Source organism: Microbacterium sp. 1.5R, assembly GCF_007667425.1.
Lineage (GTDB): Bacteria > Actinomycetota > Actinomycetes > Actinomycetales > Microbacteriaceae > Microbacterium.
In genome coordinates, this window is record NZ_VDRC01000002.1 from 546,812 (window position 1) to 569,664 (window position 22,853).

A 22,853-nucleotide genomic window follows, 5' to 3' on the forward strand; every position below is an offset into this window, starting at 1 on the left:
CGCTCGGCTCGGAGCCCGGAGCGAGGAGGGCGTGGGACAATGGCCGGATGAGCATGCTGAACCGTCCGACCGACAGTCGCGACGATGGCGAGATCGTCGCCTCGACCCGCGATTACGAGGGTGCGCAGAAGACCGTCTCCAAGTTGATCGCGCAGGAGGTGCCGGCCCGCGACATCGCCATCGTCGGGCAGAACGTCCGCACGGTCGAGCGCGTCACCGGCAGGCTCGGCTATGCCGCCGCTGCACGTTCGGGCGCCATCAACGGCGTGCTCATCGGACTCTTCCTCTCGGCCATCCTCGTTCTCGGCAACCCCGAGGTGCCGATCCAGCTGTTCGTGGGCTTCGTCTTCATCGGCGTCGCGCTCGGCATGCTGCTGAGCCTCGTGACGTACGCGATCGTCCGTCGGCGCCGCGATTTCGCCAGCGTCACCCAGTTCGCCGCCGATCACTACGAGGTGCGGGTGCAGGCCACCTCGCTCAGCAAGGCGCGTCAGGTGCTCGGCGCCGTGCGGCCGACGACCGTGCGTCAGCCGGTGGATCTCGACGAGCCGCCGAAGTACGGCGAGCGGATCCCCACTGGTGGGCAGCACACCCCGCCGCCCGCCGCTCCGGAAGGTCAGACCGGTGCGCCGGCCGGGCCCGACGCCCCGAGCGGGGAGCCCGTGGTCCCCCCGCGTCCCGCTGACCCGGCAGCGCCGCCGGTCGAGGCTCCCGAGACGAAGGTGCCCGGCACCCCGAAGCCGGAAGGCGCCTGATGAGCACGAACGACCCGCAGGGGCAGGGGCTGCAGCCGGAGTTCCCGCAACCGCAGCAGCCGCAGCAGCCGCAGCAGCCGCAGTACGGGCGGCCGCCGCAGTACGGGCAGCCGCCGCAGTACGGGCAGCCGCCGCAGAACGGGCAGCCGCCGCAGCAGTATGGGCAGCAGCCGCAGTATGGGCAGCAGCCGCCGCAGTACGGGCAGCCGCCGCAGTTCGGGTATCCCGCTCCGCCCGCCGGTTACCCGGCCGGTGCATACCCGATCGCCGCTCCGCCGAAGGGTCTGCTGCCCTGGGCGCTGGGTCTCCTCATCCTCATCCCGTTCCCGTTCGTCGGCGGCATCGCCTCGGGCGTCGCCATGGCTGTGAGCGGCGGCGCATCTCGTCGAGCCGGGGGAGTCGCGCGGGAGAACGCCCGCCAGGCCCTCAACTGGGGACTCACCTATCTGCTCGTCTCGACGGTGCTGCTCATCTCGCACTTCGTACTGCTGTTCGTGCTGTCGTCGAACGGGCCGATCTCGGGGTTCTTCCCCTTCGGCACCGTCATCCTGCTGTACATCGCGGTGGGCATCCTGCACCTCGTGGTCGTGATCGTCGGGATGGTGCGCGCGTCAGCCGGCAAGGTCATGCGCGTGCCGTTCGCCATCCCGTACCTCCGCCCCTGATGGCCGACGTCCGGGTCCCTCTGCCGACGGGGGAGACCACGGTGTCCGCCGACTGGTCGGGCGATGGCGACACGGTCGTCGTGATCGCGCATGGGGCGGGAACGGGCAAGGATCATCCGTTCCTCACCGGCTTCGCCGGCGCGCTGAACGACCTCGGCCTCATGACACTGCGCTTCAACTTCCCGTACGTGGAGCAGGGACGACGGATGCCGGGACCCGCCGCGCATGCGATCGCGACGTGGGAGGCGGTCGTCGAGGCAGTCCGCGAGCAGCATCCGGGTGGGGCGGTGTGGGCGGTGGGCAAGTCCTACGGCGGTCGGATGGCGTCGATGGCCGTGGCCCAGGGGCTCGCCGTCGACGGGCTCGCCTACCTCGGCTACCCGTTGCACGCGCCGGGGAAGCCGGAGAAGCCTCGAGCGGAGCACCTTCCGGCGATCGCGGTGCCGCAGCTGTTCGTGGAGGGGACCAACGACCCGTTCATCCAGCCTCGTTCGCAGTTCGAGGAGGTGGTGGCGACCTGCCGCGACGCCCGCGTGGCGTGGATCGAGGGCGGAGGGCACACCTTCGAGGTCAAGGGCCGCAAGCGACCGGCTGACGAGATCGGGGCCTCGCTCGCTCCGGTCGTCGCCGACTTCATCCGCTGACCTCCGTCCGACCAGGGGCATGCGCCGAGATCGGACGCGGTCGCCCAGATCAGGGGCATGCGCCGAGATCAGGAGGTTCTCGCAGAAACCCTCCTGATCTCGGCACAGCGTCCTGATCTCGGCGCGGCGACGGCGACGGCGTCAGGCCTGCACGCGGGCGATCCAGGCCTCGACCTCGTCGGCGGTGCGGGGGATGCCTGCCGAGAGGTTCACGGGTCCGTCCTCGGTCATGAGGATGTCGTCTTCGATGCGCACACCGATGCCGCGGTACTCGACCGGCACCGTGAGGTCGTCGATCTGGAAGTACAGTCCCGGCTCGATCGTGAACACCATGCCCGGGGCGAGGATGCCGTCGTAGTACATCTCGCGACGCGCCTGGGCGCAGTCGTGGACGTCGATGCCGAGGTGGTGCGAGGTGCCGTGCACCATGTAGCGGCGGTGCTGGCCGCCGGCATCCGCGTCGAGGGCCTCCTCGGCCGTGACCGGCAGCAGCCCCCACTCGGCGACCCGGGTGGCGATCACCTGCATGGCGGCGGCATGCACCTCGCGGAACCGCACACCGATACGGGCTGCGGCGAATGCGGCGTCGGCGGCTTCGCGCACGGTCTCGTAGACGCGGCGCTGCACGTCGGTGAACGTGCCGGAGACGGGGAGGGTGCGCGTGATGTCGGCCGTGTAGAGGCTGTCGGCCTCGACGCCGGCGTCGACGAGGATGAGGTCGCCGGGCACGACGGTGCCGTCGTTGCGGGTCCAGTGCAGGTAGCAGGCGTGCGGGCCGGATGCCGCGATCGTGTCGTAGCCCTCGCCGTTGCCGTCCTCCCGCGCGCGGCGGTGGAAGACGCCCTCGACGACGCGCTCGCCGCGGGCGTGCGCGATCGCGTCGGGGAGGGCGCGGATGATGTCGTCGAAGCCCTGCGCGGTGATGTCGACGACGCGGCGCATCTCGGCGATCTCGTACTCGTCCTTCACGAGCCGCAGCTCGGAGACCACGCGGGTGAGGTCTTCCGACTCGTCGAGCAGGAGTGCTCCGTCGGCCTCGGCGTATTCGTCGAGGTGGGCGGTGGCGATGTCGAGGTCGGCGGCGACGCCGGCGAGAGACGGGCGCGGTCCGATCCAGAACTCGCCGACCGTGGCATCCGCATAGAACTCGGTGGTGGTGCGGTCGGCGCGCTCGCGGAAGTACAGCGTGACGTCGTGGCCGTCTTCGGTCGGCTCGAAGACGAGCACCGAGTCGGGCTCCGAGTCGGCGGCCCAGCCCGTCAGGTGCGCGAACGCGGAGTGCGCGCGGAACGGGTAGTCGGTGTCGTTGCTGCGCTGCTTGAGCGACCCGGCAGGGATCACGAGGCGCTTGCCGGGGAAGGCGGCAGACACCACCGCACGGCGCGCGGCGGCGAAGGACGCCTGCGGGCGGGCCGTCGGAAGGGACTCAGGGCGGTCCGCCCAACCGCTCGAGATCGTGTCGAGGAAGCCACGGGGGAAAGGCTGCTTGCGGTTGGTGGTGCTGTTCTCGACCGGTGTCTCGACGGCGGGCTCTGCGATCGTGTCGCGCTCTGCGGTGCTCATCCCTCCAGTCTGTCACCTGACCGGCGGCGGGATGTCAGCCGGCGGGCTCCAGCTGCACCACGAGACCGCGGTGGTCGCTGCCGCCGGCGTCGTCGATCACGACCGATCCCGTCGGCGTCCAGTTCGGGGAGGCCATGACGTGATCGATCGGTGCGCTCAGCAGCGCGGGGAGCGAACTCGGCCAGGTGCCTCCGAGTCCGTTCCCCGTGCGCGAGGCGACGTCGCGGCAGTAGCCCATGTTGCCCCCCTCGACGCCGAGACCGGCCATGTGGTCGACGGTGGCGTTGAAGTCGCCGGCGAGCACGAAGTCGCCCTCGGGGCACTGGTCGGCGATCCAGCGCAAATCGCTGCGCCACTGCTCCATCTCCTCCATCCGAGGGGCGACGGCGTGGACGGCGACGATCGTCGGACCCGTCCCTCCCACCGGCATCAGCACGGCGCTCGGCACCGAGCCGGTGTTGCTCGATCCGTCCTCCGAGGACTCGATCACCGAGTACTCGCCGAGCTCGGGGGAGACGAGCACGGTGGTGTGCCATGATTTCGGCCCGTCGACGACGTCCGGCTGGAACTGCACGTGGTGCACCCACATCGGGTGCCCCTGCTCGCGCAGCATCACCGCTATCTGCTCGCCCACGGCCTCGGTCGTCTCGGGCAGCGCGACGATATCGGCGCCCTGGTCGAGGATCTGCTGCGCGATCTGCTCGGCGGAGACCGCGTCTCCGGCCGTGTTCCAGGTGAGCACGCGGATGCTGGTGTCGGTCGCCGCAGGCATCGTGCTTCCCCCGAAGCCGCGGGTCATCCCGACCACGCCCGTCGCGCCGGCGCCGAGCAGTGCCACGATGAGGACGGATGCCGCGAAGCCGCGCAGCGGCCGCGCGAGGAGCAGCAGGAGAGCCAGCACCGCGACGACGAGGAGGGCGCCGAGGACGAGCCCGCGAACGGCGACGATCTGCGCGAAGGGCCAGGTCTGCTCGAGGTGGAAGAACTGCGGCCACACGACGACCGCCGTCGCGATCGCGAGCAGCACCGTGAACAGGATCCCGAGGAGTCGTAGCATCGCGACCAGCCTAGGAGCGGTCGCTGTGAAGTCCCTGCCGCGTGCGCGCGTCTCGGGGCCTCGGCGCTGGGTACGCTCGGAGGATGGCCGTTCGCTCCTCCCGCTTCGCTGGTCCCGCAGACCTGCACCTGCATTCCAACCACTCGGACGGCACGGAGTCGCCCGCCACGGTCATGCGGCAGGCGCACGCGCACGGAGTGCGGACCGCGGCCCTCACCGACCACGACCGCACGACGGGGTGGGACGAGGCCGGGGCCGCCGCCGTCGACCTGGGGATGACCTTCCTTCCCGGCATGGAGCTCTCGGCGAAGCACGAATGGCGCAGCGTGCACGTGCTGGGCTACCTCTTCGACCCCGCCCACGAAGGGCTCGTGGCCGAGACCGAGCGCATCCGGGGGGACCGCATCGGACGAGCGGAGCGGATCGTCCGCAGCATCGGGCGCGACTACGACCTGCGCTGGGAGGATGTGGTGGCCCAGACGACTCCGGATGCCACGGTCGGCCGCCCGCACATCGCCGACGCGCTCGTCGCTCGGGGCATCGTCCGCGACCGCACCGAGGCCTTCGACGGGATCCTGCACCCACGCGAGGGGTACTACGAGCCGCACTACGCGCCGGATCCGCTCACGGCGGTGCGACTCATCCTCGAGGCCGGTGGCGTCGCGATCATCGCGCATCCGGTCACGGCGGGGCGGGATCGGATGATGCCGGTCGCTTTCATCGAGCGACTGATCGACGCGGGACTCGGCGGCTTCGAGATCGATCACCGCGAGAACACCGAAGACGGCAAGCGCACATTGCGGCGGATCGCCGCCGCTCACGACCTGATCGTCACCGGCTCCAGCGACTATCACGGAACGGGCAAGCCGAATCTTCCGGGGGAGAACACGACATCCGACGACATGGTCGCCCGACTGATCGACCGCGCCACCGGGTCTACGCCGCGGCTTCCCTGACGACCGACCGGGCGGTCCCGGCGTCTCTCACGGCCAACTGTCGAGGAGCGCGGATACGCTTCCCGGCATGCAGAGAGCGACCCCCCTCGAGCAGCGGATCGACGCGTTCGCCCACCGCATCCTCCTCGGCGCCTCCGACCGCGGCGTCCGCGCCGGACTCGTCGAGTTCGCCGTGTTCGTGCTCAAGCAGGCGTGGGCATGCGTGTTCGGGGCGCTGCTGCTGGTCGTGATCGTCGCGGCGCGGCTCTGGTACCCCGACGACGCCGCGCTCGCGCGCAACGACGCGCTCACCATCGCCGCCGTGCTCATCCAGATCGGGATGCTCGCGTTCCGCCTCGAATCCGGTCGCGAGCTCTGGGTCATCCTGCTCTTCCACCTGACCGGCACGGTCATGGAGCTTTTCAAGACCGACGTCGGCTCGTGGGCCTATGCCGCAGACGGCATCCTGCGCATCGGCGGCGTTCCCCTGTTCAGCGGCTTCATGTACGCGGCCGTCGGTTCGTACATGGTCAGGGTCTACCGCCTCTTCGACCTCGGATTCACCCGCTATCCGTGGCGATGGCTGACGACGCTGCTCGCCGCGGCGATCTACCTCAACTTCTTCACGCACCACTGGTGGTGGGACGCGCGGTGGCTGCTTCTCGCCGCAGTGGTCATCCTGTGGCTGCCGACCGTCATGCACGCGCGGGTCTGGCGACGCACGGTCCGACTGCCGCTGCTCGCGGTCTTCGCCGGGGTCGCCCTGTTCATCTATCTCGCCGAGAACATCGGGACCTGGGCGGGGGCGTGGGCGTATCCCGACCAGGTGGTCGAGTGGCAGCCGGTTTCCCTGAGCAAGCTCAGCTCGTGGTTCCTGCTCATGATCATCTCGGTCGTGATGGTCACGTGGGTCTATCCGCCCCGGTCGCCGGCACGTCGCCCGGAGACGACGGAGGGGGCGGATGCCGCAGCATCCGCCCCCTCGGAGGTCTTCTCTCGAGAAGCCGCTCAGGCTCCGGCGACCGGTGCCGCTCCGGCGCCCGAACCGCCGCGGCGGCGACGACGCCGGCGCGCAGGGGCCGGCTTGCCGTCGTGATGCTCCTTGCCGGCGCCGTCGTGGGTGCCGGCGCCCTCGGCGCTGCGGTCGGCGGATGCGGACGAGCCGGCGTCGTCTCCCGAGTTCTCGGTCGCACCCTCGGCGAAGGTCGATCCGACCTGGGCTGATCCGCCACGACGGCGGCGTCGACGACGCGTGCCGCCCTCCGCGGTACCGTCGGCCGCGGCGTCGGCGGCCCGCTCCGGGCGCGGGGTGCGTGCCGGCTTCTCGACCTTCGGGGCTGAGACGAGGCGGCCCTTCGTACCCTCGGGGATGTCGAGGTCGGTGTAGAGGTGCGGGCTCGAGGAGTACGTCTCGGTCGGCTCGGGCTGGCCGAACTCGAGCGCGCGGTTGATGAGGGCCCACTTGTGCAGGTCCTCCCAGTCGACGAAGGTGACGGCGATGCCCGTCTTGCCCGCGCGACCGGTGCGACCGGCGCGGTGCAGGTACGTCTTCTCCTCGTCGGGGATCGTGTGGTTGATCACGTGCGTCACGTCGTCGACGTCGATCCCTCGGGCGGCGACATCGGTCGCGACGAGAACGTCCTTCTTGCCGGCCTTGAACGCGGCCATCGACCGCTCGCGCTGGTCCTGCCCCATGTCTCCGTGCACGCCGCCGACGTTGAAGCCGCGGTCGCCGAGCTCGTCGACGAGGCGCTGCGCCGCGCGCTTCGTCCGCGTGAAGATCACGGTCTTGCCGCGTCCCTCCGCCTGCAGGATGCGGGCGATGACCTCGTCCTTGTCGAGCGAGTGGGCGCGGTAGACGAGGTGCTTGATGTTGGCCTGCGTCAGACCCTCGTCGGGGTCGTTCGCACGGATGTGGATCGGGTTGGTCATGAAGCGCCGAGCCAGCGCGACGATCGGACCGGGCATGGTCGCCGAGAAGAGCTGCGTGTGACGGACGGCCGGCACCTTCTGGAAGATCTTCTCGATGTCGGCGAGGAAGCCGAGGTCGAGCATCTTGTCCGCCTCGTCGAGCACGACCTCAGTGGCGTTCGACAGGTCGAGAAGGCGCTGTCCGGCGAGGTCGATGAGGCGACCCGGGGTGCCGACGACGATCTGCGCACCGGCCTTCAGCTGGTCGATCTGGCCCTCGTAGGCCTTGCCGCCGTAGATCGCGACGACGCTCGTGGAGCGGTTGCTGGTGAGCAGGTCGATGTCTTCGTACACCTGCACGGCGAGCTCGCGGGTCGGGACGACGATGAGCGCCTTGACGCCGTGCTCGGGGTCCTTGCCCAGACGCTGCACCACGGGGATGCCGAAGCCGAAGGTCTTGCCGGTACCCGTCTTGGCCTGACCGATGATGTCCTGGCCCGGGAGGCCGAGGGGGATGGTCTGCTCCTGGATGGGGAAGGCGTCGACGATGCCCTTGGCGGCGAGTGCGTCGACGATGTCCTGATCGATTCCGAGATCAGCGAAGGTAGTCAATGTTCAGATGCCTGTCCGGCGACCTGCGAGGATCGCCACGTTTCACGGATCCACGCCGTCTCATGTGCCACAGGCGCGGGCCCCGCTCCGACGGCGGGGACGGGTACAGCCTACCCGAGGGGGTGCGAACGCCTCGGAGCGACCGCTCGTCCGAGTATTGTGAACCCGTGGTCAACTGGTTCTGGAAGCGCAGCGCGCCCCGTCGCACACTGGCGTTGCGCAGCCGAGGCGATCAGGGCACGTCGACGAAGGTGGACTTCTCGGAGGTCGCCCCCGAGCTCGACCGATTCCTCGGGCAGGCGGCCTATCTGCAGCTCGGCTACTTCGAGACTCTGACGCGTCTCATCCGTGCCACACCGGAGCTCTCCGAGAAGGAGTCGCTGTCGCGCGCCGCAGGGGCCGCGCTCACCAAGCACCGCGCGATCGTCGACCTCATCGCCGAACGCGGTGACGACCCGACGCAGCTGATGCTGCCCTTCCGCGAGAACCTCGATGCTTTCCGCCGCAAGACGATCGGCGCACGCCCGCGCGAGACCCTGCTGTCGGTGTACACCACGGCCGGCATGCTGGACGACTTCTACCTGGCCCTCGCCTCGAGCTACGGCGAGGTGGGTGCACGTGTCGCCGGGATCCTCAGCCAGGACGACGCCCGGCATGAGATCGTCGCGATCATCCAGGAGACCATCGACGGCGACGGCGAGTGGCGCTCGCTGCTGTCGATGTGGGCGCGACGTCTGGTCGGCGACACGATCCTCGTGTGCCGCTCCGCTCTCCGCCAGCCGGAGCTCGCCGCCATGACCGAGGAGCGGGTCGAGCCGGTGTACACCGAGCTCATGGGCGCGCACGCGCGGCGCATGGACGCGATGGGGCTCGCGTCTTAGCCACCCGCAGTGCGCTGGCGCTGCAGTGGCGCTGCGGCAGTGCCCTGCTGGGGTGACGCCCGACTGAAGCCGAGCTGCGGTCAGATGCCGAGCGCGGCCTTGGCCGACGCATCGGACCGACGCCGGAAAGCCACCAGCGCCGCGGTCGCCGCGGCGGCGACCAGCGCGGAGCCGAGCACGCTCGCGACCCACAGCCAGATGTCGCCCTCACCCACGCCGAGCCACTGCAGGCCCGTGTACAGGATCGCGGCGACGGCGGTCGAGACTGCCGGCGTGAACGCCACTCCGCGCAGTTCACGACCACCGATCACGAAGTGCGCGGCGATCCCGAGCACGCACGCGCCGATGAGCGCGAGGAGGATGTACATCCGGGTCAGGCCACGAAGCCGACGCGGCGCGATTCCTCGGTGCCGAGCTCGATGTAGGCGAGGTGCGCGGTGGGGACCAGGTAGGAGTTCCCCTTCACATCGGCGAAGTTCAGGTGCGACGTGCTCTGCTCGAGCGCGGAGGACACCTGAGAGCGGACCTCATCCGCGCTCGCGGCGGTCTCGAAGCTGAGCTCGCGGCCGGTGTTGATGATGCCGATGCGGATTTCCACGCGTACTCCCGTTGTCGAATCGACCATGCTGTGCGCCCAACTCTACCCCGGGCGGGTGGGGCGGGATCGGCCGCGGAGCGCGGTTTCGCCCTGAGCGCACAGGCGCGGCGACGCGGGCGCCGCATCGATGTCGGTGCGCGCCAGTAGCGTGGAGGGCATGACTCAGGATGCCGCGCAGAACGCCGTGATCACCGCGGCCGACACGGCGTCCGGCATCATCATCGGGGCACCGGGAACGGGCAAGACGAGCACGCTGATCGATCGCGTCGTCCACTTGCTCGACGTCGGAGGTCTGAGTCCGGAGCAGGTGCTCGCGCTCACGCCGAGCAGGCAGGCGGCGACCGCGTTGCGCGACCGCATCGGCGTGCGCATCGGCCAGGCGACGCCCGGTCCTCTGGCCCGGTCGCTCGGGTCCTTCGCATTCCAGATCGTGCGCGGCGCGATGGTGCAGGACGGCGCCGAGCCGCCCGCTCTGCTCACGGGAGCCGATCAAGACCGGTTGATCGCCGAGCTGCTCGCGGGAGACATCGAGGACTCAGTGATCTCCTGGCCCGAGGCGCTGAGCCCGTCCGTACGGGCCTCGACGGGCTTCCGCTCCGAGCTGCGGGCGTTCCTCGCCGAATGCGTCGAGCTGGGCGCGCAACCATCCGAGCTGCGCGAGGCCGGTGATCCGGCATGGGCCGCGGCCGCCGACTTCCTCGTCGAATACCGCGCCGTGCTCGACCACGCGCGTTCCGCCCATCGCGACGCCGCCGATCTTCTCGCGGAGACGTCGGAGATCCTCCGGCATGCCGACGCGCCGACGCTCGGAGCTCTCGCCGGCCTGCGCGTCGTCCTCATCGACGACGCCCAGGAGCTCACGCGGGGAGGAATCGCGGTCGTGCGGGCGCTGAGAGAGAGAGGCACGGCGGTGCTCGCGTTCGGCGACCCCGACATCTCCTCCGGCGCTTTCCGCGGAGCGACCCCCGAGCTGTTCGCACAGCTCGCGAGCGCGCTCGGCGACATCCACGTTCTCGACGCACCGCACCGTCAGGTCCCCGAGCTCACGGCGCTGACCCGCACGGTGACGCAGGCGATCGGTGCGGCCGGCCGCGTCGATCACCGCCGCGCCCCCGAGCCGGTCGTCTCGCACGACGAGCGGGAGCCCGCGGTCCGCACCTTCCTCGCGCCGTCGCCGCACGAGGAGCTCGATCGAATCGCCGGCGTGATCCGGGAATGGCATCTCTCCGACGGGGTGCGCTGGGACCGCATAGCGGTCATCGCGCATGACACCCGACAGGTGGCGCAGCTCGAGACGGAGCTGGCCGCGCGGGAGATCCCGACCAGGGCCGCCGGCATCCAGCGTCCGCTCGGCAGCGAGTCGGTCGTGCGTGACATCGTCGGCATCGTCCGACTCGCCCTCACGCCCGCAGAGGAGCGCACGCCGCAGGACTGGGAGGAGGCGCTCCGCACGCCTTTCGGCGGCATGGACGCGATCGGTCTGCGGCGGCTCAGGGCTCGGTTGCGGCATGTCGAGCTCGACCTCGGTGGCGCGACCCCCGCCCGGGAGCTCCTCCGACACGCGCTCACCAGTCCCGACCACCTCACCCTCGTCGATGCGCAGGAGGCGCGCATCGCGGCGCGATTCGCGACGACGGTCGCCGAGGTGTCGGCGGCAGCGGAGGCGGGGGAGACCATCCACGACCTGCTCTGGCGCGTCTGGGACCAGGCACGCGCCGTCGACGGCCGACGTCTGCACATCGCGTGGCGCGAGTCCTCCTCGCAGGCGAGCGGAGCCGAGACAGCGCGAGCGCTCGACGCCCTGGTGTCGCTGTTCGGCGCGGCGAAGAGGTTCGTCGAAAGGACCCCGAACGAGAAGCCCGAGACGTTCGTGCGCGACGTGCTCGACAGCGAGGTGCCAGAAGACTCGCTCTCGAGTCCCGACCGACCGGGGCGTGTGACGTTGCTCACTCCGGCGACCGCGCTCGGCACGGAGTTCGACGCCGTCGTCGTCGCCGGCGTGCAGGACGGGATCTGGCCCAACGTGCGCCTCCGCGGGGGGCTTCTGCAGACGTGGCGGCTGGCCGATGCGCTGCACGCCGCCCGCACCGGAGCAACCGAAGACCCGCCGGGGACGCTCGACCGCCGTCGCGCGGTCCTGCACGACGAGCTGCGTCTCTTCGTGCGCGCGATCTCGCGGGCCGGGGCGCGGCTCCTCATCACCGCCGTCGACGACGACGACATGACTCCGAGTCCGTTCTTCGCATTCCTCCCCGCACCGGAGCCGCCCGAGCAGCACGCGTCGGCTGAGCACCCGCTCACGCTGCGCGGCCTCGTCGCGCGGCATCGCCGCGTGCTCACGACGTCCACCTCTCTCGCGGCGCGCGAGCACGCGGCCGGTCAGCTCGCCGTGCTGGCCAGAGAAGGAGTGCCGGGTGCCGACCCGCTCGACTGGTACGGCATCACGCCGCCGACGACCACAGCGCCGATGCACGACCTGACCGTGGAGGCAGCGCGGGTGTCTCCGTCGCGCATGGAGTCGTTCGAGGAGTGCGAGCTGAACTGGGCGGTGTCGGCGCTCGGCGGAGACACCGTCATGCCGCCGTCGGCCGGTATCGGCACGATCGTGCACGAGGCCATGGAGAAAGTGCCCGACGGCGAGCTCGACCGACTGCGCGCCGTGCTCGCCGAGCACTGGCCCGAACTCGATTTCGAGACCGCGTGGATCGGTCGCAAGGAACGTCGAAGGGCCGACCTCTACATCGACCGACTGCACAGCTATCTCGCGGCCGTCTCGGCCGAGGGAGGACGCGTGCTGGCGGGAGAGGTGGAGTTCCGATTCGCGGTCGACGTCCCCGAGGATCCGCTGTCGTCCCCGGACGTGCACGGCCTCTCGGATGACGCGGAGCCGCACCCGCACCGGGCGATCGTGCACGGCTTCATCGATCGCGTCGAGGCTTATTCTCCGGGCGGCGGTGAGCATGCGAAGGCCCGCGGGCAGAAATGGGAACGGATGCCGTCGCCGGAGGCGGAGCGGGTGGTCGTGGTCGATCTGAAAACGGGCAAGTACGAACCCGAGAGCGAGCAGAAGGTCGCAGCCCATGCGCAGCTCGCCGCCTACCAGGTCGCCGTCCAGCAGGGGCTCGTCGAGGGTGCGGAGCCGACCGCACTCGCAGGGGCCCGTCTCGTGCTCGTCGCCAAGACCCTGGCCGGCAGCGACTTCCGGGTCGCGCATCAGCACACGCTCGCGGGGGAGGAGCGTGTGCAGTTCCTCGGACGCATCGCCGACGCGGCGCGCGGGATGTCGGCATCGAGCTTCACCGCCCACGTCGACGCGCACTGCGCCGACACGCAGTGGCGCGTGCAGCCGTGCCGCATCCACACGGTCGCGGCGGTGAGCGCATGACGGCCTGGGCAGGCGCAGGACACGCGGTGTCGGCGCTCGACGTGGCCGCAGCGTTGGGGCTTCCTCCTCCCACCGCGGCGCAGCAGAGAGTGATCGAGGCGCCGCCCACGCCGGCGCTCGTGGTCGCCGGAGCAGGCAGCGGCAAGACCGAGACGATGTCCGGTCGGGTCGTGTGGCTGGTCGCGAACGGCCATGTCCGCCGCGACGAGATCCTCGGGCTCACGTTCACACGCAAGGCGGCGGGCGAACTCGCCGAGCGGATCGGCGCGCGGCTCGCCCGCATCGACGAGTACGGGCGGCGCGGATTGCTCCCGCATCTGCCGGAGATCGTCGCGACGGGCGCCCTCGACCGCGTGTCGGCTGCGGCCCCAGGACGGCAGCGCGACCTCGTGCGGTCCCACGTGCTCGACGAGCTCGCGGCACGCTACGGCACCGACGACGGGCCCGTCGCGCCGCCCGCGGTGGAGGACCTCCTGATCCGCCCGCGGGTGTCGACCTACAACGCTTTCGCCGACGGCATCGTTCGCGAGCACGCGGCGCGCATCGGGCGGGACTCCGATGTCGCGATGCTCAGCCAGGCGGCGTCCTGGATGCTCGCCCGCGACATCGTGCTGCGGGCGGATCTGCCCGAGCTCGAGGAGATCGATCGCGCGGTGAACGGGGTCGTCGACGCGGTACAGCGGCTCGCCGGCGATGCGCTCGATCACCGCGCAGATCTCGCGAGGGCCGACCGGATAGCACGGAGGCAGGCCGAGGCATTCGCGCCCTATGCGAGTCACGCCGAGATCGGCGGCGTGTCCGCGAACCTGCGCGCGCTCCCCGCGCTGACCACCCTGGTCCGCGAGTACATCGCGGAGAAGGAGCGGCGGGGCGTCCTCGACTTCGCCGATCAGGTCAGCGGCGCCTACGACATCGTGGAGTCCTCGCCCGACGTGCGCGACGAGCTGCGCGAACAGCACCGGGTCGTGCTGCTCGACGAGTACCAGGACACCTCGGTGATCCAGACGCGGTTCCTCGCCGAGCTGTTCCGGGATGCGCCGGTGATGGCGGTCGGCGACCCCCATCAGTCGATCTACGGGTGGCGCGGCGCCAGCGCCGACAACCTGCACGCCTTCGCCCGCACGTTCGCGCACCGGGAGCCGGTCGCGAACTACAGCCTCATGACCAGCTGGCGCAACGATCGAGGTGTGCTCGGCATCGCGAACGAGGTCCTCGGCCCGCTGCGCCGCGCCGAACTCGACGTCCCCCCACTGGAGGCGAGGCCTGGGGCGGGCGACGGCGTGGTCGATGTGCGGTTCCCGCTCACGGTCGACGAAGAGGCGGGTGAAGTCGCCGACTGGTTCGCTGCCCGTCGCGCCGAGCACGGCGACTCCTCGACACCGCACACCGGAGCGATCCTGTTCCGCTCGAAGCGCCACATGCAGACCTTCGCCGCGGCCCTCGCCGCGCGCGGCATCCCGCATCGCATCCTCGGTCTCGGCGGCCTGCTGTCGACCCCCGAGGTCGTCGACGTGGTGTCGACCCTCCGGGTGCTGCATGATCCGACCGCCGGTTCCGCGCTGATCCGGCTTCTGGTCGGACCGCGCTTCGCCGTGGGTGTCGCCGACATGGCGGCGCTGCAGGGTCTCGCGGCCGAGCTCTCCCGACGCGACAGCGGTCTGCTGCCGCTCGATGACGAGCTGCGTCAGCGCATCCGGGCGTCCCGCGGCGCCGACGAGGCCCTCTCCATCGTCGACGCCGTCGACGTCGTGCGGAGCCTGAGCGACGACTACCGGCTCCTCGCCGAGATCACCGCTGAGGGACGCGCACGTATCCGTGCAGCCGGCGAGATGCTGGAGCGGCTCCGTCGATCATCGTCGTTGCCGTTGCCCGATCTTCTCCGTCTGATCGAGCTGGAGCTGCGGCTCGACATCGAGCTGCCGGCGAATGAGACCAGGGGGCCTGCGCGGATCGCCGCCACGCAGCTGCGCGCCTTCACCGACGAGGTCAGGGCGTTCCTCGCCGCAGACGAGCGGGGCACGATCTCGAGCCTCCTGGCGTGGCTCCACAAGGCAGAGAGCACCGACGAGCTCATGCCGCGCCCGGAGCCGCCGGAGCCGGGGGTCGTTCAGCTGCTGACCATCCACGGTTCCAAGGGGCTCGAGTGGGATGCGGTCGCGGTCGTGCGCATGGTCGAGGGCGAGCTGCCATCGCGACCGACCGACACGGCCGGATGGTTCGGGTTCGGCGTGCTGCCGTTCGCACTCCGGGGCGACAGCGCAGCGCTTCCGACGTTCACCTGGATCCCGCCGACGGATGAGGAACCGGACGAGGCGAAGCGGCTGAAGTCGGGTATCGCGTCGCTCACGAGTCGCAGCAAGACCGCTCCGGGCGCCATCACCGTGTTCAAGGACGCGTATCGCGAGTATCAGCAGGAGGAGGAGCGGCGCCTCGCGTACGTCGCCGTGACCCGCGCCCGCACGCATCTGCTGCTGACGGGAGCCCACTGGGCGGGCCAGAAGCAGCCGAAGGCGCCGAGTCCGTATCTGCTCGAGGCGATCGAGGCGAGCGGCGCGCGCCCGATCGCCGAGGTCGATCCCGACGACAACCCGTACGACGGTCCGGGTGCGACGCTCGCGTGGCCCATCGATCCGCTGGGCGCGCGGCGCGCCGTCGTCGAGGCGGCGGCGCGCGCCGTGCACGACGTCGGAGGCGACGCCGCGGTGCCGACGCCCGAGCTGACGCGGCTGCTGGCCGAGCGCGCGGCGCGACTGCGCGGCACGGACGCCCCGCCGCCCACGCGCGTGCCTGCCTCGCGCTTCAAGGACTACGTCACGAACTTCGGCGACACGCTCTCCTCGATCGTGCGGCCGATGCCGGAGCGACCCTATCGGCAGACCCGCCTCGGCACGCTCTTCCACGCCTGGGTGGAGCGGCGCAGCGAGATCGTGGGAGTCGGGCAGCGTGTGGACGAGGCGCTGTGGGAGCTCGACGACGAGGATGCCGGCGCCTCCTCCGACGAGGCCACCGCGGAGGTGTCGCCGGCGGACGCCGCCGATCTCGCGGCGCTCCAGGCGATCTTCGAGCGCAGCGAGTGGGGCGGGCGGCGTCCGGTGGCCGTCGAGATCGAGATCGACTTCGTGCTCGGCGGCGGTCTGGAAGGTGTCAGTGACCAGGATCGCCACATCGTGATCTGCAAACTCGACGCCGTCTATCGTCGGGAGGACCGCGGCGGACGGATCGAGATCGTCGACTGGAAGACCGGCAGGGCGCCGCAGACGGCGAAGGACCGCGAGGAACGGATGCTGCAGCTCGCGCTGTACCGGCTCGCTTATCACCGCCGATTCGGCATCCCACTGGACGAGATCGATGTCGCTCTCTATTACGTCGCCGACGACCTCGTGATCCGAGACGACCGGGTCTATTCGGAGTCTGAGCTCCTCCAGCGCTGGAGCGCGGCTCGCGCGGCTCGCTGAGCCTCATCCTCCGGGGTGTCCTGGTAGTCCTCCGCTGATGACGCCGCATCCGCGGGCGGCGAGCCGGCGTCATCCGAGGCCGCGGTGGCGGGGTTGCCGTGACCGGACGTCGAGAAACGCCCCTGCACGGCCGAGAGGTCCTCGGTCTCGATGCCGCCGACGGCGACCCGTCGGGCGGCCTCAGCCGCCGCATCCGAGAGGTCGTGAGTGCTGTCCGCGTCGCCCGCCCCGACGGTGGCATCACCATTCCGCCCGTCCGCGTCGCCCGGTTCGTCGTGCCAGAGGTCGTCGGGGTTGTATGCGTCGGTCTCCATCGCGGTGCTGCCGACGGCACTCGCTCCCGAGGTCGCGCTGGCGGGAACACGGCCCAGCGCATCCATCGCGGAGTCCACGCCTTCGCCTCGCGCCGAGATCACGCTGAGGTCGTCGTGGCGGAGTCCGTCGGCGAGGGCCTCGAGCAGAGCGGCGGCGTCGTCGACGATGTCCGTCCGATGGAGCGCGTCGCCGTGCACGAGCCAGCGGGCGAACTCCAATTCGGCGAGAAGGCGCCCCCGCACCTCGAGTGCCGGGTCGGGGACGCGCGCGATGGCCGTGGCGTAGGCGGCGTGCACATCGTCGGCCGCGTCCGGTGCCGTCGAGAGCCAGGACAGATCGACAGCCGGATCGCCGACCGAGAGCGCATGCCAGCCGATCACCCCGGTGACCTGGGGCCCGGCGTCGGGGTCGTCGCGGAAGACGAACGAGGTCGACTGCACTCCGCCCAGCACCACGGTCGACTCGAAGCGCCACAGGTCGTCATCGGCCACGGCTTCGCGCCAGCGCACCGTGAGTCGGGCGGGGACGCGCCCGGTCGCGGCGGCCGTGTCGACGAGTCGGGCGATCTCGTCGCGGCTCTCCTGAGCGGTGCGGGTGAGCAGACCTGCACCGCGTACCACCGACGTCGGCAGTGCATGCACGGCGGCGATCGCGGTGCCCATGGACTCCGCGGCACCCCGACCGGACGGCACGTGTGCGGCCTCGATCTGGAAGCCGGGAAGGAGTTCGGTGACCAGCGCGCGGGCGTCGCCCAATCGGGTCTCACCGATGTAGGCGGGCGCGTCGAACGGGAGCATGGCCCGTGCCCCGGTCGTCAGCGCGCGGAGAGCGAGCGCCTCGGCGGCGAGCTCGCGTCCGGCCTCGTCGTCCTCCGCCACGCGGATCGCGAGCTCCCGGCCGTCGGCGAGAGTCGCGACGGCCGAGTCGAAACGTCCGTCGCTGTCGGCGGTCAGCGGTCGCGCTCCGGTGACCTCCGCTCCGGGCAGTGCGGCCGTCACCGCCGCGGCTAGAGTGAAAGGAGAGCGTCCCATACCCCCAGGGTAGGCGGGCGCCGGGGCGGTCCCGCCTCCGCCACGCCCGTGAGAGAGGGAGTCGATGACCACGATGCGCGCGTCCTTCGATCGTGCGGCCGAGCTGCGCACCGAGGCCGGAGTGGTCGAACGGCTTCGAGCCGACGACACCACCAGGGTCATCGCCGTCCGCGACGGACGCGCACGCATCGAGAACGCCGACCTCGACGAGCCTCGACTCCTGCGCGTCGCGCCGTCAGAGATCGCGGAGGCGACGTGGGCGCTGCTGGGGCGCGACGCGACCGGCGTCGTCGTGCTCCTGGCTCTGCTGACTCCGGAGGCCGACACGGTCGACACGACGCCGGACGAGACCTGGTTGGGACTGCGCGACCTCGGCGCTCGCCTCGACGACGAGGACTCCGAGCTGCTCATCGAGGCGCTGGCCCTCGGCGGATGGGTGCGCGACGCGCCCTTCTGCCCGACGTGCGGCGGCGGCACCGAGCTGCGCCAGGCGGGGTGGTCTCGGCGTTGCCTCGTGTGCGGTCGAGAGCACTTCCCGCGTACCGATCCCGCCGTCATCGTCGCCGTCGAGAGTCAGGGCGGCGAGCGGCTGCTGCTGGGAGCCAACGCCAACTGGGGCGGCCGCATGTACTCGTGCTTCGCGGGCTTCACGGAGGCAGGCGAGTCGTTGGAGACGACCGTGCACCGCGAACTCGCCGAGGAAGCAGGGGTGCGCCTCGCATCCCTGCACTACGTGTCGTCGCAGCCGTGGCCCTTTCCCCGGTCGCTCATGCTCGGTTTCCGGGCGGTCGCCCTCGACGAGGACGAGGTGCGCCCCGACGGCGAGGAGATCATCGACGTCCGGTGGTTCACGCGCGACGAGATCGGCACCGCGCTCGCCGGGGAAGGCCCGGTCGGGCTGCCCGGAGCCGCCTCGATCGCCCGCGCCCTGATCACGGCCTGGTACGAGGGGCGCGCGTGAGCGCACTGGACGCGCTCGACGACAGACAACGGGAGGCGGCATCCGTCCTGCGCGGCCCGGTGGCGGTGCTCGCCGGCGCCGGCACGGGGAAGACCCGCGTCATCACCCACCGCATCGCGCACGGCGTCGACACCGGCGCCTACTCGCCGTCGAGGGTGATGGCGGTCACGTTCACAGCCAAGGCGGCGGGCGAACTGCGTGGTCGTCTGCGGGCGCTCGGCGTCGAGGGCGTCGCCGCCAGGACGTTCCACGCGGCGGCGCTGGCCCAGCTGAACTTCTTCTGGCCGACCCTCGCCGGATCCCCCGCCCCCTCGATCATCGACAACAAGGTGCGGATGCTGGGACAGGCCGCCGACGCGATGCGTCTGCGCCCGAGCACCGCCACCCTGCGCGACATCGCATCCGAGATCGAGTGGCGCAAGGTGTCGATGCTCTCCGTCGAGCAGCATGCCGCGCTCGGCCGAGGGCCCGGCGGGATCGACGCGCAGCAGCTGGTCGAACTGCAGCAGCGCTATGAGGCGCTCAAGGACGAACGGCACCAGCTCGACTTCGAGGACGTGCTGCTCGCCTGCGCGGGGATGCTGGAGGCCGAGTCGCGCGTGGCCGCCTCGGTGCATGAGCAGTATCGGCACTTCACCGTCGACGAGTTCCAGGACGTCTCGCCCCTGCAGAACCGGCTCCTCGAGCTCTGGCTCGGCGACCGCCGCGACATCTGCGTCGTGGGCGACGCGAGTCAGACGATCTACTCGTTCGCCGGTGCCGAGCAGCGCTTCCTGCTCGACTTCGAGCGACGGCATCCCGACGCCACCGTCGTCCGCCTCGAGACGAACTACCGGTCGCAGGCGCCGATCCTCGAAGCCGCCAACGCTCTCATGCGCGGGCGCCCTGGCGCGCTCGAGCTCGTCCCTGCACGTGAGTCCTTCTCCGCGGATGCGCCGACGGTGACTGCCTACGACAGCGAGCGGGATGAGGCGGAGGGGATCGCCTCGTCGGTCTCCGCGCGCATCGAGTCGGGGGCATCGCCCGCCGACATCGCCGTGCTGTACCGCGCGCATGCGCAATCGGCGGCGTTGCAGCAGGCGCTCGCCGCGGAGGGCATCGCGACCTCTGTGCTGGGTGGCACGCGGTTCTTCGCCATGCCGGAGGTGCGCCAGGCCATTCTCGCCCTCCGTGCCGCTGCGGTGGCGCCGACCGAGCACGGGTTCCTCCCGGGTGTGCAGCGCGTGCTCCGCGAGCTCGGCCTCACGGATGAGCCGCCGGCGGCGGGAGGGGCGCAGCGCGACGGATGGGAGGCGCGTCGCGCGATCCTCCGCCTGGCCGAGGAAGCCGGTCCCGACGCGACGCTGCGCAACTTCAGCGACGCTCTGATGGCGCGCGCGAAGGATCAGCACGAGCCGACGATGCGCACGGTGACGCTGTCGACGCTGCATGCGGCCAAGGGTCTCGAATGGCCGCACGTCCATCTCGCGGGGTGGGCGGAGGGGGCCTTGCCGATCTCCTACGCGACCGGTTTCGACGCGATCGACGAGGAGCGACGGCTTGCGTACGTCGGAGTCACGCGGGCCGCGCGTACCCTCTCGGTGTCGTGGTCGCGTTCTGCCGGTCGAGGCGAACGGGCGCCGTCCCGCTTCCTGGCTGAGATAGGAACGACTGCTCGCGGCACCGGCATTCTGCGTGAAACCTCACCGGCGGCAGCTCGGAGCGAACGCCGCCGCTGAGGGAGACGACGCCGCCGTCTGCGCTCGGGGCTGCGAGCATGGTGGCGACGGCGGTGGCGGCCTGCGCGATGCGGGCCGCGCTGATCGCTCCGGCCGTGCGCCCGATCAGCTGCGCGTGCAGACGCGGCCACGCCGGGTCGCGGTCGCGTTCCTGGGCGTCGCGACACGACAGGCAGGGCGACTCGCCCGGGACGACGAGGGGGCCGACGGTGCTTCTTCCCCGCTCGAGTGCCACGGGGAGATGCGGGATGTCCTCGCGGAGATAGCGGGCGAGATGGAGGGCCGCCGCTGCCCCCTCGACCAGCACCACCGCGACGTCGCCGGGGGAGCGGCGATCGCCGGACGGCACTCCTTCGTCGAGCAGCGCTTCGCGCATGCGATACCCGCAGCGACCGTCGAGCACGTCGCTGCTGTCGACCCATGCGGCGCGGTGCGTCGTGATCTCATCGATCAGCAGGGGATCGATTCGGGCGTACAGGGCTCTGGCTTCGGCCCGCGGGGCACCGACGGAGTGCGCGATCACGTCGAACGCGGCGCGGCGGAACCCCGCGGCCATGCGCGCGAGCAGCTGCTCGACCCAGGGAGCGGATGCCGGGATGCGCAGAGTGCCCTCGATACCGATCTGCAGAGTGTCGCCATCGCGCCAGAGAAGCGGGACGGCGGGATCGAGACGGGTGATCGTGCGGGAGCTGAGCGGCATCCCTCGATTGTGCGGAGGATCCGGCGCGCTCGGGGACGAGGATCCTGTTTCCGTGGAGAACTCCGTGAGGCGCCCTTGCGTGCAGGAGCGGGCGCCTCACGAGGATCACACCGGGCGATCGCCCTCCGGCGATCCGTCGTCGCGCGGCTCGTCGTGCGAGTCGACGTCGGGGGAGTCGCCGGTGCGCTCCGACGGGCGATCCGTGCTCTCCGACGGGCGATCCGTGCTCTCCGACGAGTCCTCCACGCTGGCCGACGGGCCCTCCGTGCTTCCCTCCGACCGCTCCGTCGACTCCTCGGCGCTGCCGAAGTCCTCACCGTCGAGCAGGCGTGCGAGCGCCTCGTCGAACTCGTCGGCGACCGGCTCCTCGCCGCGCGCAGTCGCCTGCAGGCGTGCGACGAGCGCGGTGGGGTCGTCGATGTCCTCCGGCGTGGGCATGAGGTCGGGGTAGTCCCACAACGCGTCGCGCCCCGCGGCGCCGACGGCATCCGTCACCGCCTGCCACATGGCCGAGGCCTCGCGCAGCCGGCGAGGTCGCAGCTTGAGACCCACCAGTGCGCCGAGGGCATCCTCCGCAGGGCCACCGACCGCTCGTCGACGGCGGGCGGCCTCGGCGATCCGGGCGCCGTCGGGGAGCCGCGCGGTCGCCTGAGCCGTGACGACGTCGACCCACCCGTCGATGGTGGCGACGAGGTTCTCGAGTCGTGCGAGCGCGTCGCGCTGCGCGTCGGTCTGCGTGGGCAGCAGCGCGCCGCCCTCGATGGCGGCGCGCAGCTCCTCCGGGTTCGACGGGTCGAGGCGGCTGGCCACGTCCTCCAGGGCGTCGACGTCGACCGTCACGCCGCGGGCGAAGTCGGTGATCTGCGCCATGACGTGCAGGTGCAGCCACTTGGCGTGCCGGTACAGGCGTGCATAGGCGAGTTCGCGGGTGGCGAGATACAGCGCGATCTGATCCTCGGGGATCTCGAGTCCCTCTCCGAATCCGGTGAGGTTCTGCGGGATCACGGCGGCCGTGCCGGCCGGCAGCACCGGGATGCCGACGTCCCCGCCCGACACCACTTCCAGCGACAGGTTGCCCAGCACCTGGCCGAACTGCGCCGCGAAGACCGAGCCGCCCAGCCCGCGCATGAGCCTGCCCGCGCCCTGCACGACGTCGCGCATGTCATCGGGGACCTGCGTGTCGAGTGCCGCGGTGAGGGCGTCGGCGATGCTCGTCGACACCGGGTCGGCGATCTCCTTCCAGACCGGGAGCGTCGCCTCGACCCACTCGCCACGGGTCATGGCCCGCGGCGGCTCGGCGAGTTCGGAGATCGTCGTCGCCTCGCTCAGCCACAGCTCGGCGAGCGCGAACGAGTCGACGAGCGAGGTGCGCGACCCCTCCGAGATGCCGAGTCCGTCGCGGTTCGCGATGTGCAGCGCCTGCCTGAGCGCGTTCTCCCATGCGTCTCCGCCGAACGCTCCCTGGAGCTGCGACATGATGGTCTGCATCATGGCCGGGTCGAGCTGCAGCCCGTCCATGCCTGAGAACGCGTTGCGCAGTGCCTCTGGGTCGATGTCTCCGCCTCCCTGGCCGGACATCATTCGTCGGAGGAACTCCTGGAAGTCCTCGGGGGTCGGGTCGTTGTCTGCCATCGGGTTCGCCTCTCAGCACGTCTGAAGCCGTGCCA

17 protein-coding genes are annotated in these 22,853 nt (G+C 71.0%); 10 read left to right on the plus strand and 7 right to left on the minus strand.

Annotated elements, in window-relative coordinates:
- Positions 1–47 precede the first annotated feature (47 nt).
- From FSY98_RS13530 to FSY98_RS13540, 3 genes are read left to right on the plus strand one after another with little or no spacing between them, the layout of a single operon-like run.
- Positions 48–755, plus strand: a complete 708-nt coding sequence (locus FSY98_RS13530; RefSeq protein ID WP_186307689.1) for a general stress protein — start codon at positions 48–50, stop codon at positions 753–755.
- Positions 755–1,420: a DUF4870 domain-containing protein gene (locus FSY98_RS13535; RefSeq protein WP_144877174.1), complete on the plus strand. Its 666-nt coding sequence runs from the start codon at positions 755–757 to the stop codon at positions 1,418–1,420. Before FSY98_RS13530 ends, FSY98_RS13535 begins: the two co-directional genes overlap by 1 nt.
- The gene (locus FSY98_RS13540; RefSeq protein ID WP_144877175.1) at positions 1,420–2,064 is read left to right on the plus strand and encodes an alpha/beta family hydrolase; all 645 of its coding nucleotides are present in this window, start codon (positions 1,420–1,422) and stop codon (positions 2,062–2,064) included. The genes FSY98_RS13535 and FSY98_RS13540 overlap by 1 nt, the downstream gene beginning before the upstream one ends.
- Positions 2,065–2,205: 141 nt before the next feature.
- On the opposite strand, the gene FSY98_RS13545 is transcribed toward FSY98_RS13540, so the two are convergent.
- Both FSY98_RS13545 and FSY98_RS13550 read right to left on the minus strand, forming a co-directional pair.
- Entirely contained in the window at positions 2,206–3,627 is a 1,422-nt protein-coding gene (locus FSY98_RS13545) for an aminopeptidase P family protein (protein WP_144877176.1), read from the minus strand.
- 34 nt (positions 3,628–3,661) lie between these two features.
- On the minus strand, positions 3,662–4,684 hold the full coding sequence (locus tag FSY98_RS13550; RefSeq protein ID WP_144877177.1) for an endonuclease/exonuclease/phosphatase family protein: 1,023 nt from the start codon (positions 4,682–4,684) through the stop codon (positions 3,662–3,664).
- Between the two features lie 83 nt (positions 4,685–4,767).
- On the opposite strand from FSY98_RS13550, the gene FSY98_RS13555 reads away from it, so the two are divergent.
- Both FSY98_RS13555 and FSY98_RS13560 read left to right on the plus strand, forming a co-directional pair.
- Positions 4,768–5,640 carry a PHP domain-containing protein gene (locus tag FSY98_RS13555; RefSeq protein WP_144877178.1) on the plus strand — a complete coding sequence of 291 codons (873 nt, stop codon included), beginning with the start codon at positions 4,768–4,770 and terminating at the stop codon, positions 5,638–5,640.
- A 67-nt stretch (positions 5,641–5,707) separates the two neighbouring features.
- The gene (locus tag FSY98_RS13560; RefSeq protein WP_144877179.1) at positions 5,708–6,715 is read left to right on the plus strand and encodes a DUF817 domain-containing protein; all 1,008 of its coding nucleotides are present in this window, start codon (positions 5,708–5,710) and stop codon (positions 6,713–6,715) included.
- Here the strand turns inward: FSY98_RS13560 and FSY98_RS13565 are convergent.
- Complete coding sequence (locus tag FSY98_RS13565; RefSeq protein ID WP_144877180.1) at positions 6,628–8,142, minus strand: DEAD/DEAH box helicase; 1,515 nt, start codon at positions 8,140–8,142, stop codon at positions 6,628–6,630. The two genes, FSY98_RS13560 and FSY98_RS13565, sit on opposite strands and share 88 nt — an antisense overlap.
- Before the next feature lie 167 nt (positions 8,143–8,309).
- Here FSY98_RS13565 and FSY98_RS13570 point away from each other — a divergent pair, with 167 nt between their 5' ends.
- Positions 8,310–9,023, plus strand: coding sequence for a ferritin-like fold-containing protein (locus tag FSY98_RS13570; protein WP_144877181.1), 714 nt, complete (start codon positions 8,310–8,312; stop codon positions 9,021–9,023).
- An 80-nt stretch (positions 9,024–9,103) separates the two neighbouring features.
- Here FSY98_RS13570 and FSY98_RS13575 read toward each other — a convergent pair whose 3' ends face one another.
- Together FSY98_RS13575 and FSY98_RS13580 are read right to left on the minus strand one after the other, a co-directional pair.
- Complete coding sequence (locus tag FSY98_RS13575) at positions 9,104–9,391, minus strand: hypothetical protein (protein ID WP_144877182.1); 288 nt, start codon at positions 9,389–9,391, stop codon at positions 9,104–9,106.
- 5 nt (positions 9,392–9,396) lie between these two features.
- Positions 9,397–9,621 (minus strand): DUF3107 domain-containing protein, encoded by a 225-nt coding sequence (locus FSY98_RS13580; protein WP_144877183.1) that lies wholly within the window; start codon positions 9,619–9,621, stop codon positions 9,397–9,399.
- A gap of 157 nt (positions 9,622–9,778) precedes the next feature.
- On the opposite strand from FSY98_RS13580, the gene FSY98_RS13585 reads away from it, so the two are divergent.
- Together FSY98_RS13585 and FSY98_RS13590 are read left to right on the plus strand one after the other, a co-directional pair.
- Positions 9,779–13,006, plus strand: a complete 3,228-nt coding sequence (locus tag FSY98_RS13585; protein ID WP_144877184.1) for an ATP-dependent DNA helicase — start codon at positions 9,779–9,781, stop codon at positions 13,004–13,006.
- Positions 13,003–16,461, plus strand: coding sequence for an ATP-dependent DNA helicase (locus FSY98_RS13590; RefSeq protein ID WP_144877185.1), 3,459 nt, complete (start codon positions 13,003–13,005; stop codon positions 16,459–16,461). Before FSY98_RS13585 ends, FSY98_RS13590 begins: the two co-directional genes overlap by 4 nt.
- Here FSY98_RS13590 and FSY98_RS13595 read toward each other — a convergent pair.
- Positions 16,407–17,807 (minus strand): phosphotransferase, encoded by a 1,401-nt coding sequence (locus FSY98_RS13595; RefSeq protein WP_260857406.1) that lies wholly within the window; start codon positions 17,805–17,807, stop codon positions 16,407–16,409. The two genes, FSY98_RS13590 and FSY98_RS13595, sit on opposite strands and share 55 nt — an antisense overlap.
- A 64-nt stretch (positions 17,808–17,871) precedes the next feature.
- Between FSY98_RS13595 and nudC the strand changes: the two genes are divergently transcribed.
- Together nudC and FSY98_RS13605 are read left to right on the plus strand one after the other, a co-directional pair.
- Positions 17,872–18,768: an NAD(+) diphosphatase gene (gene nudC / locus FSY98_RS13600; protein ID WP_144877186.1), complete on the plus strand. Its 897-nt coding sequence runs from the start codon at positions 17,872–17,874 to the stop codon at positions 18,766–18,768.
- The gene (locus FSY98_RS13605; RefSeq protein ID WP_144877187.1) at positions 18,765–20,486 is read left to right on the plus strand and encodes an ATP-dependent helicase; all 1,722 of its coding nucleotides are present in this window, start codon (positions 18,765–18,767) and stop codon (positions 20,484–20,486) included. Before nudC ends, FSY98_RS13605 begins: the two co-directional genes overlap by 4 nt.
- An 805-nt stretch (positions 20,487–21,291) precedes the next feature.
- Here the strand turns inward: FSY98_RS13605 and FSY98_RS13610 are convergent.
- Positions 21,292–22,818 carry a zinc-dependent metalloprotease gene (locus tag FSY98_RS13610; RefSeq protein WP_144877188.1) on the minus strand — a complete coding sequence of 509 codons (1,527 nt, stop codon included), beginning with the start codon at positions 22,816–22,818 and terminating at the stop codon, positions 21,292–21,294.
- Positions 22,819–22,853 lie beyond the last annotated feature (35 nt).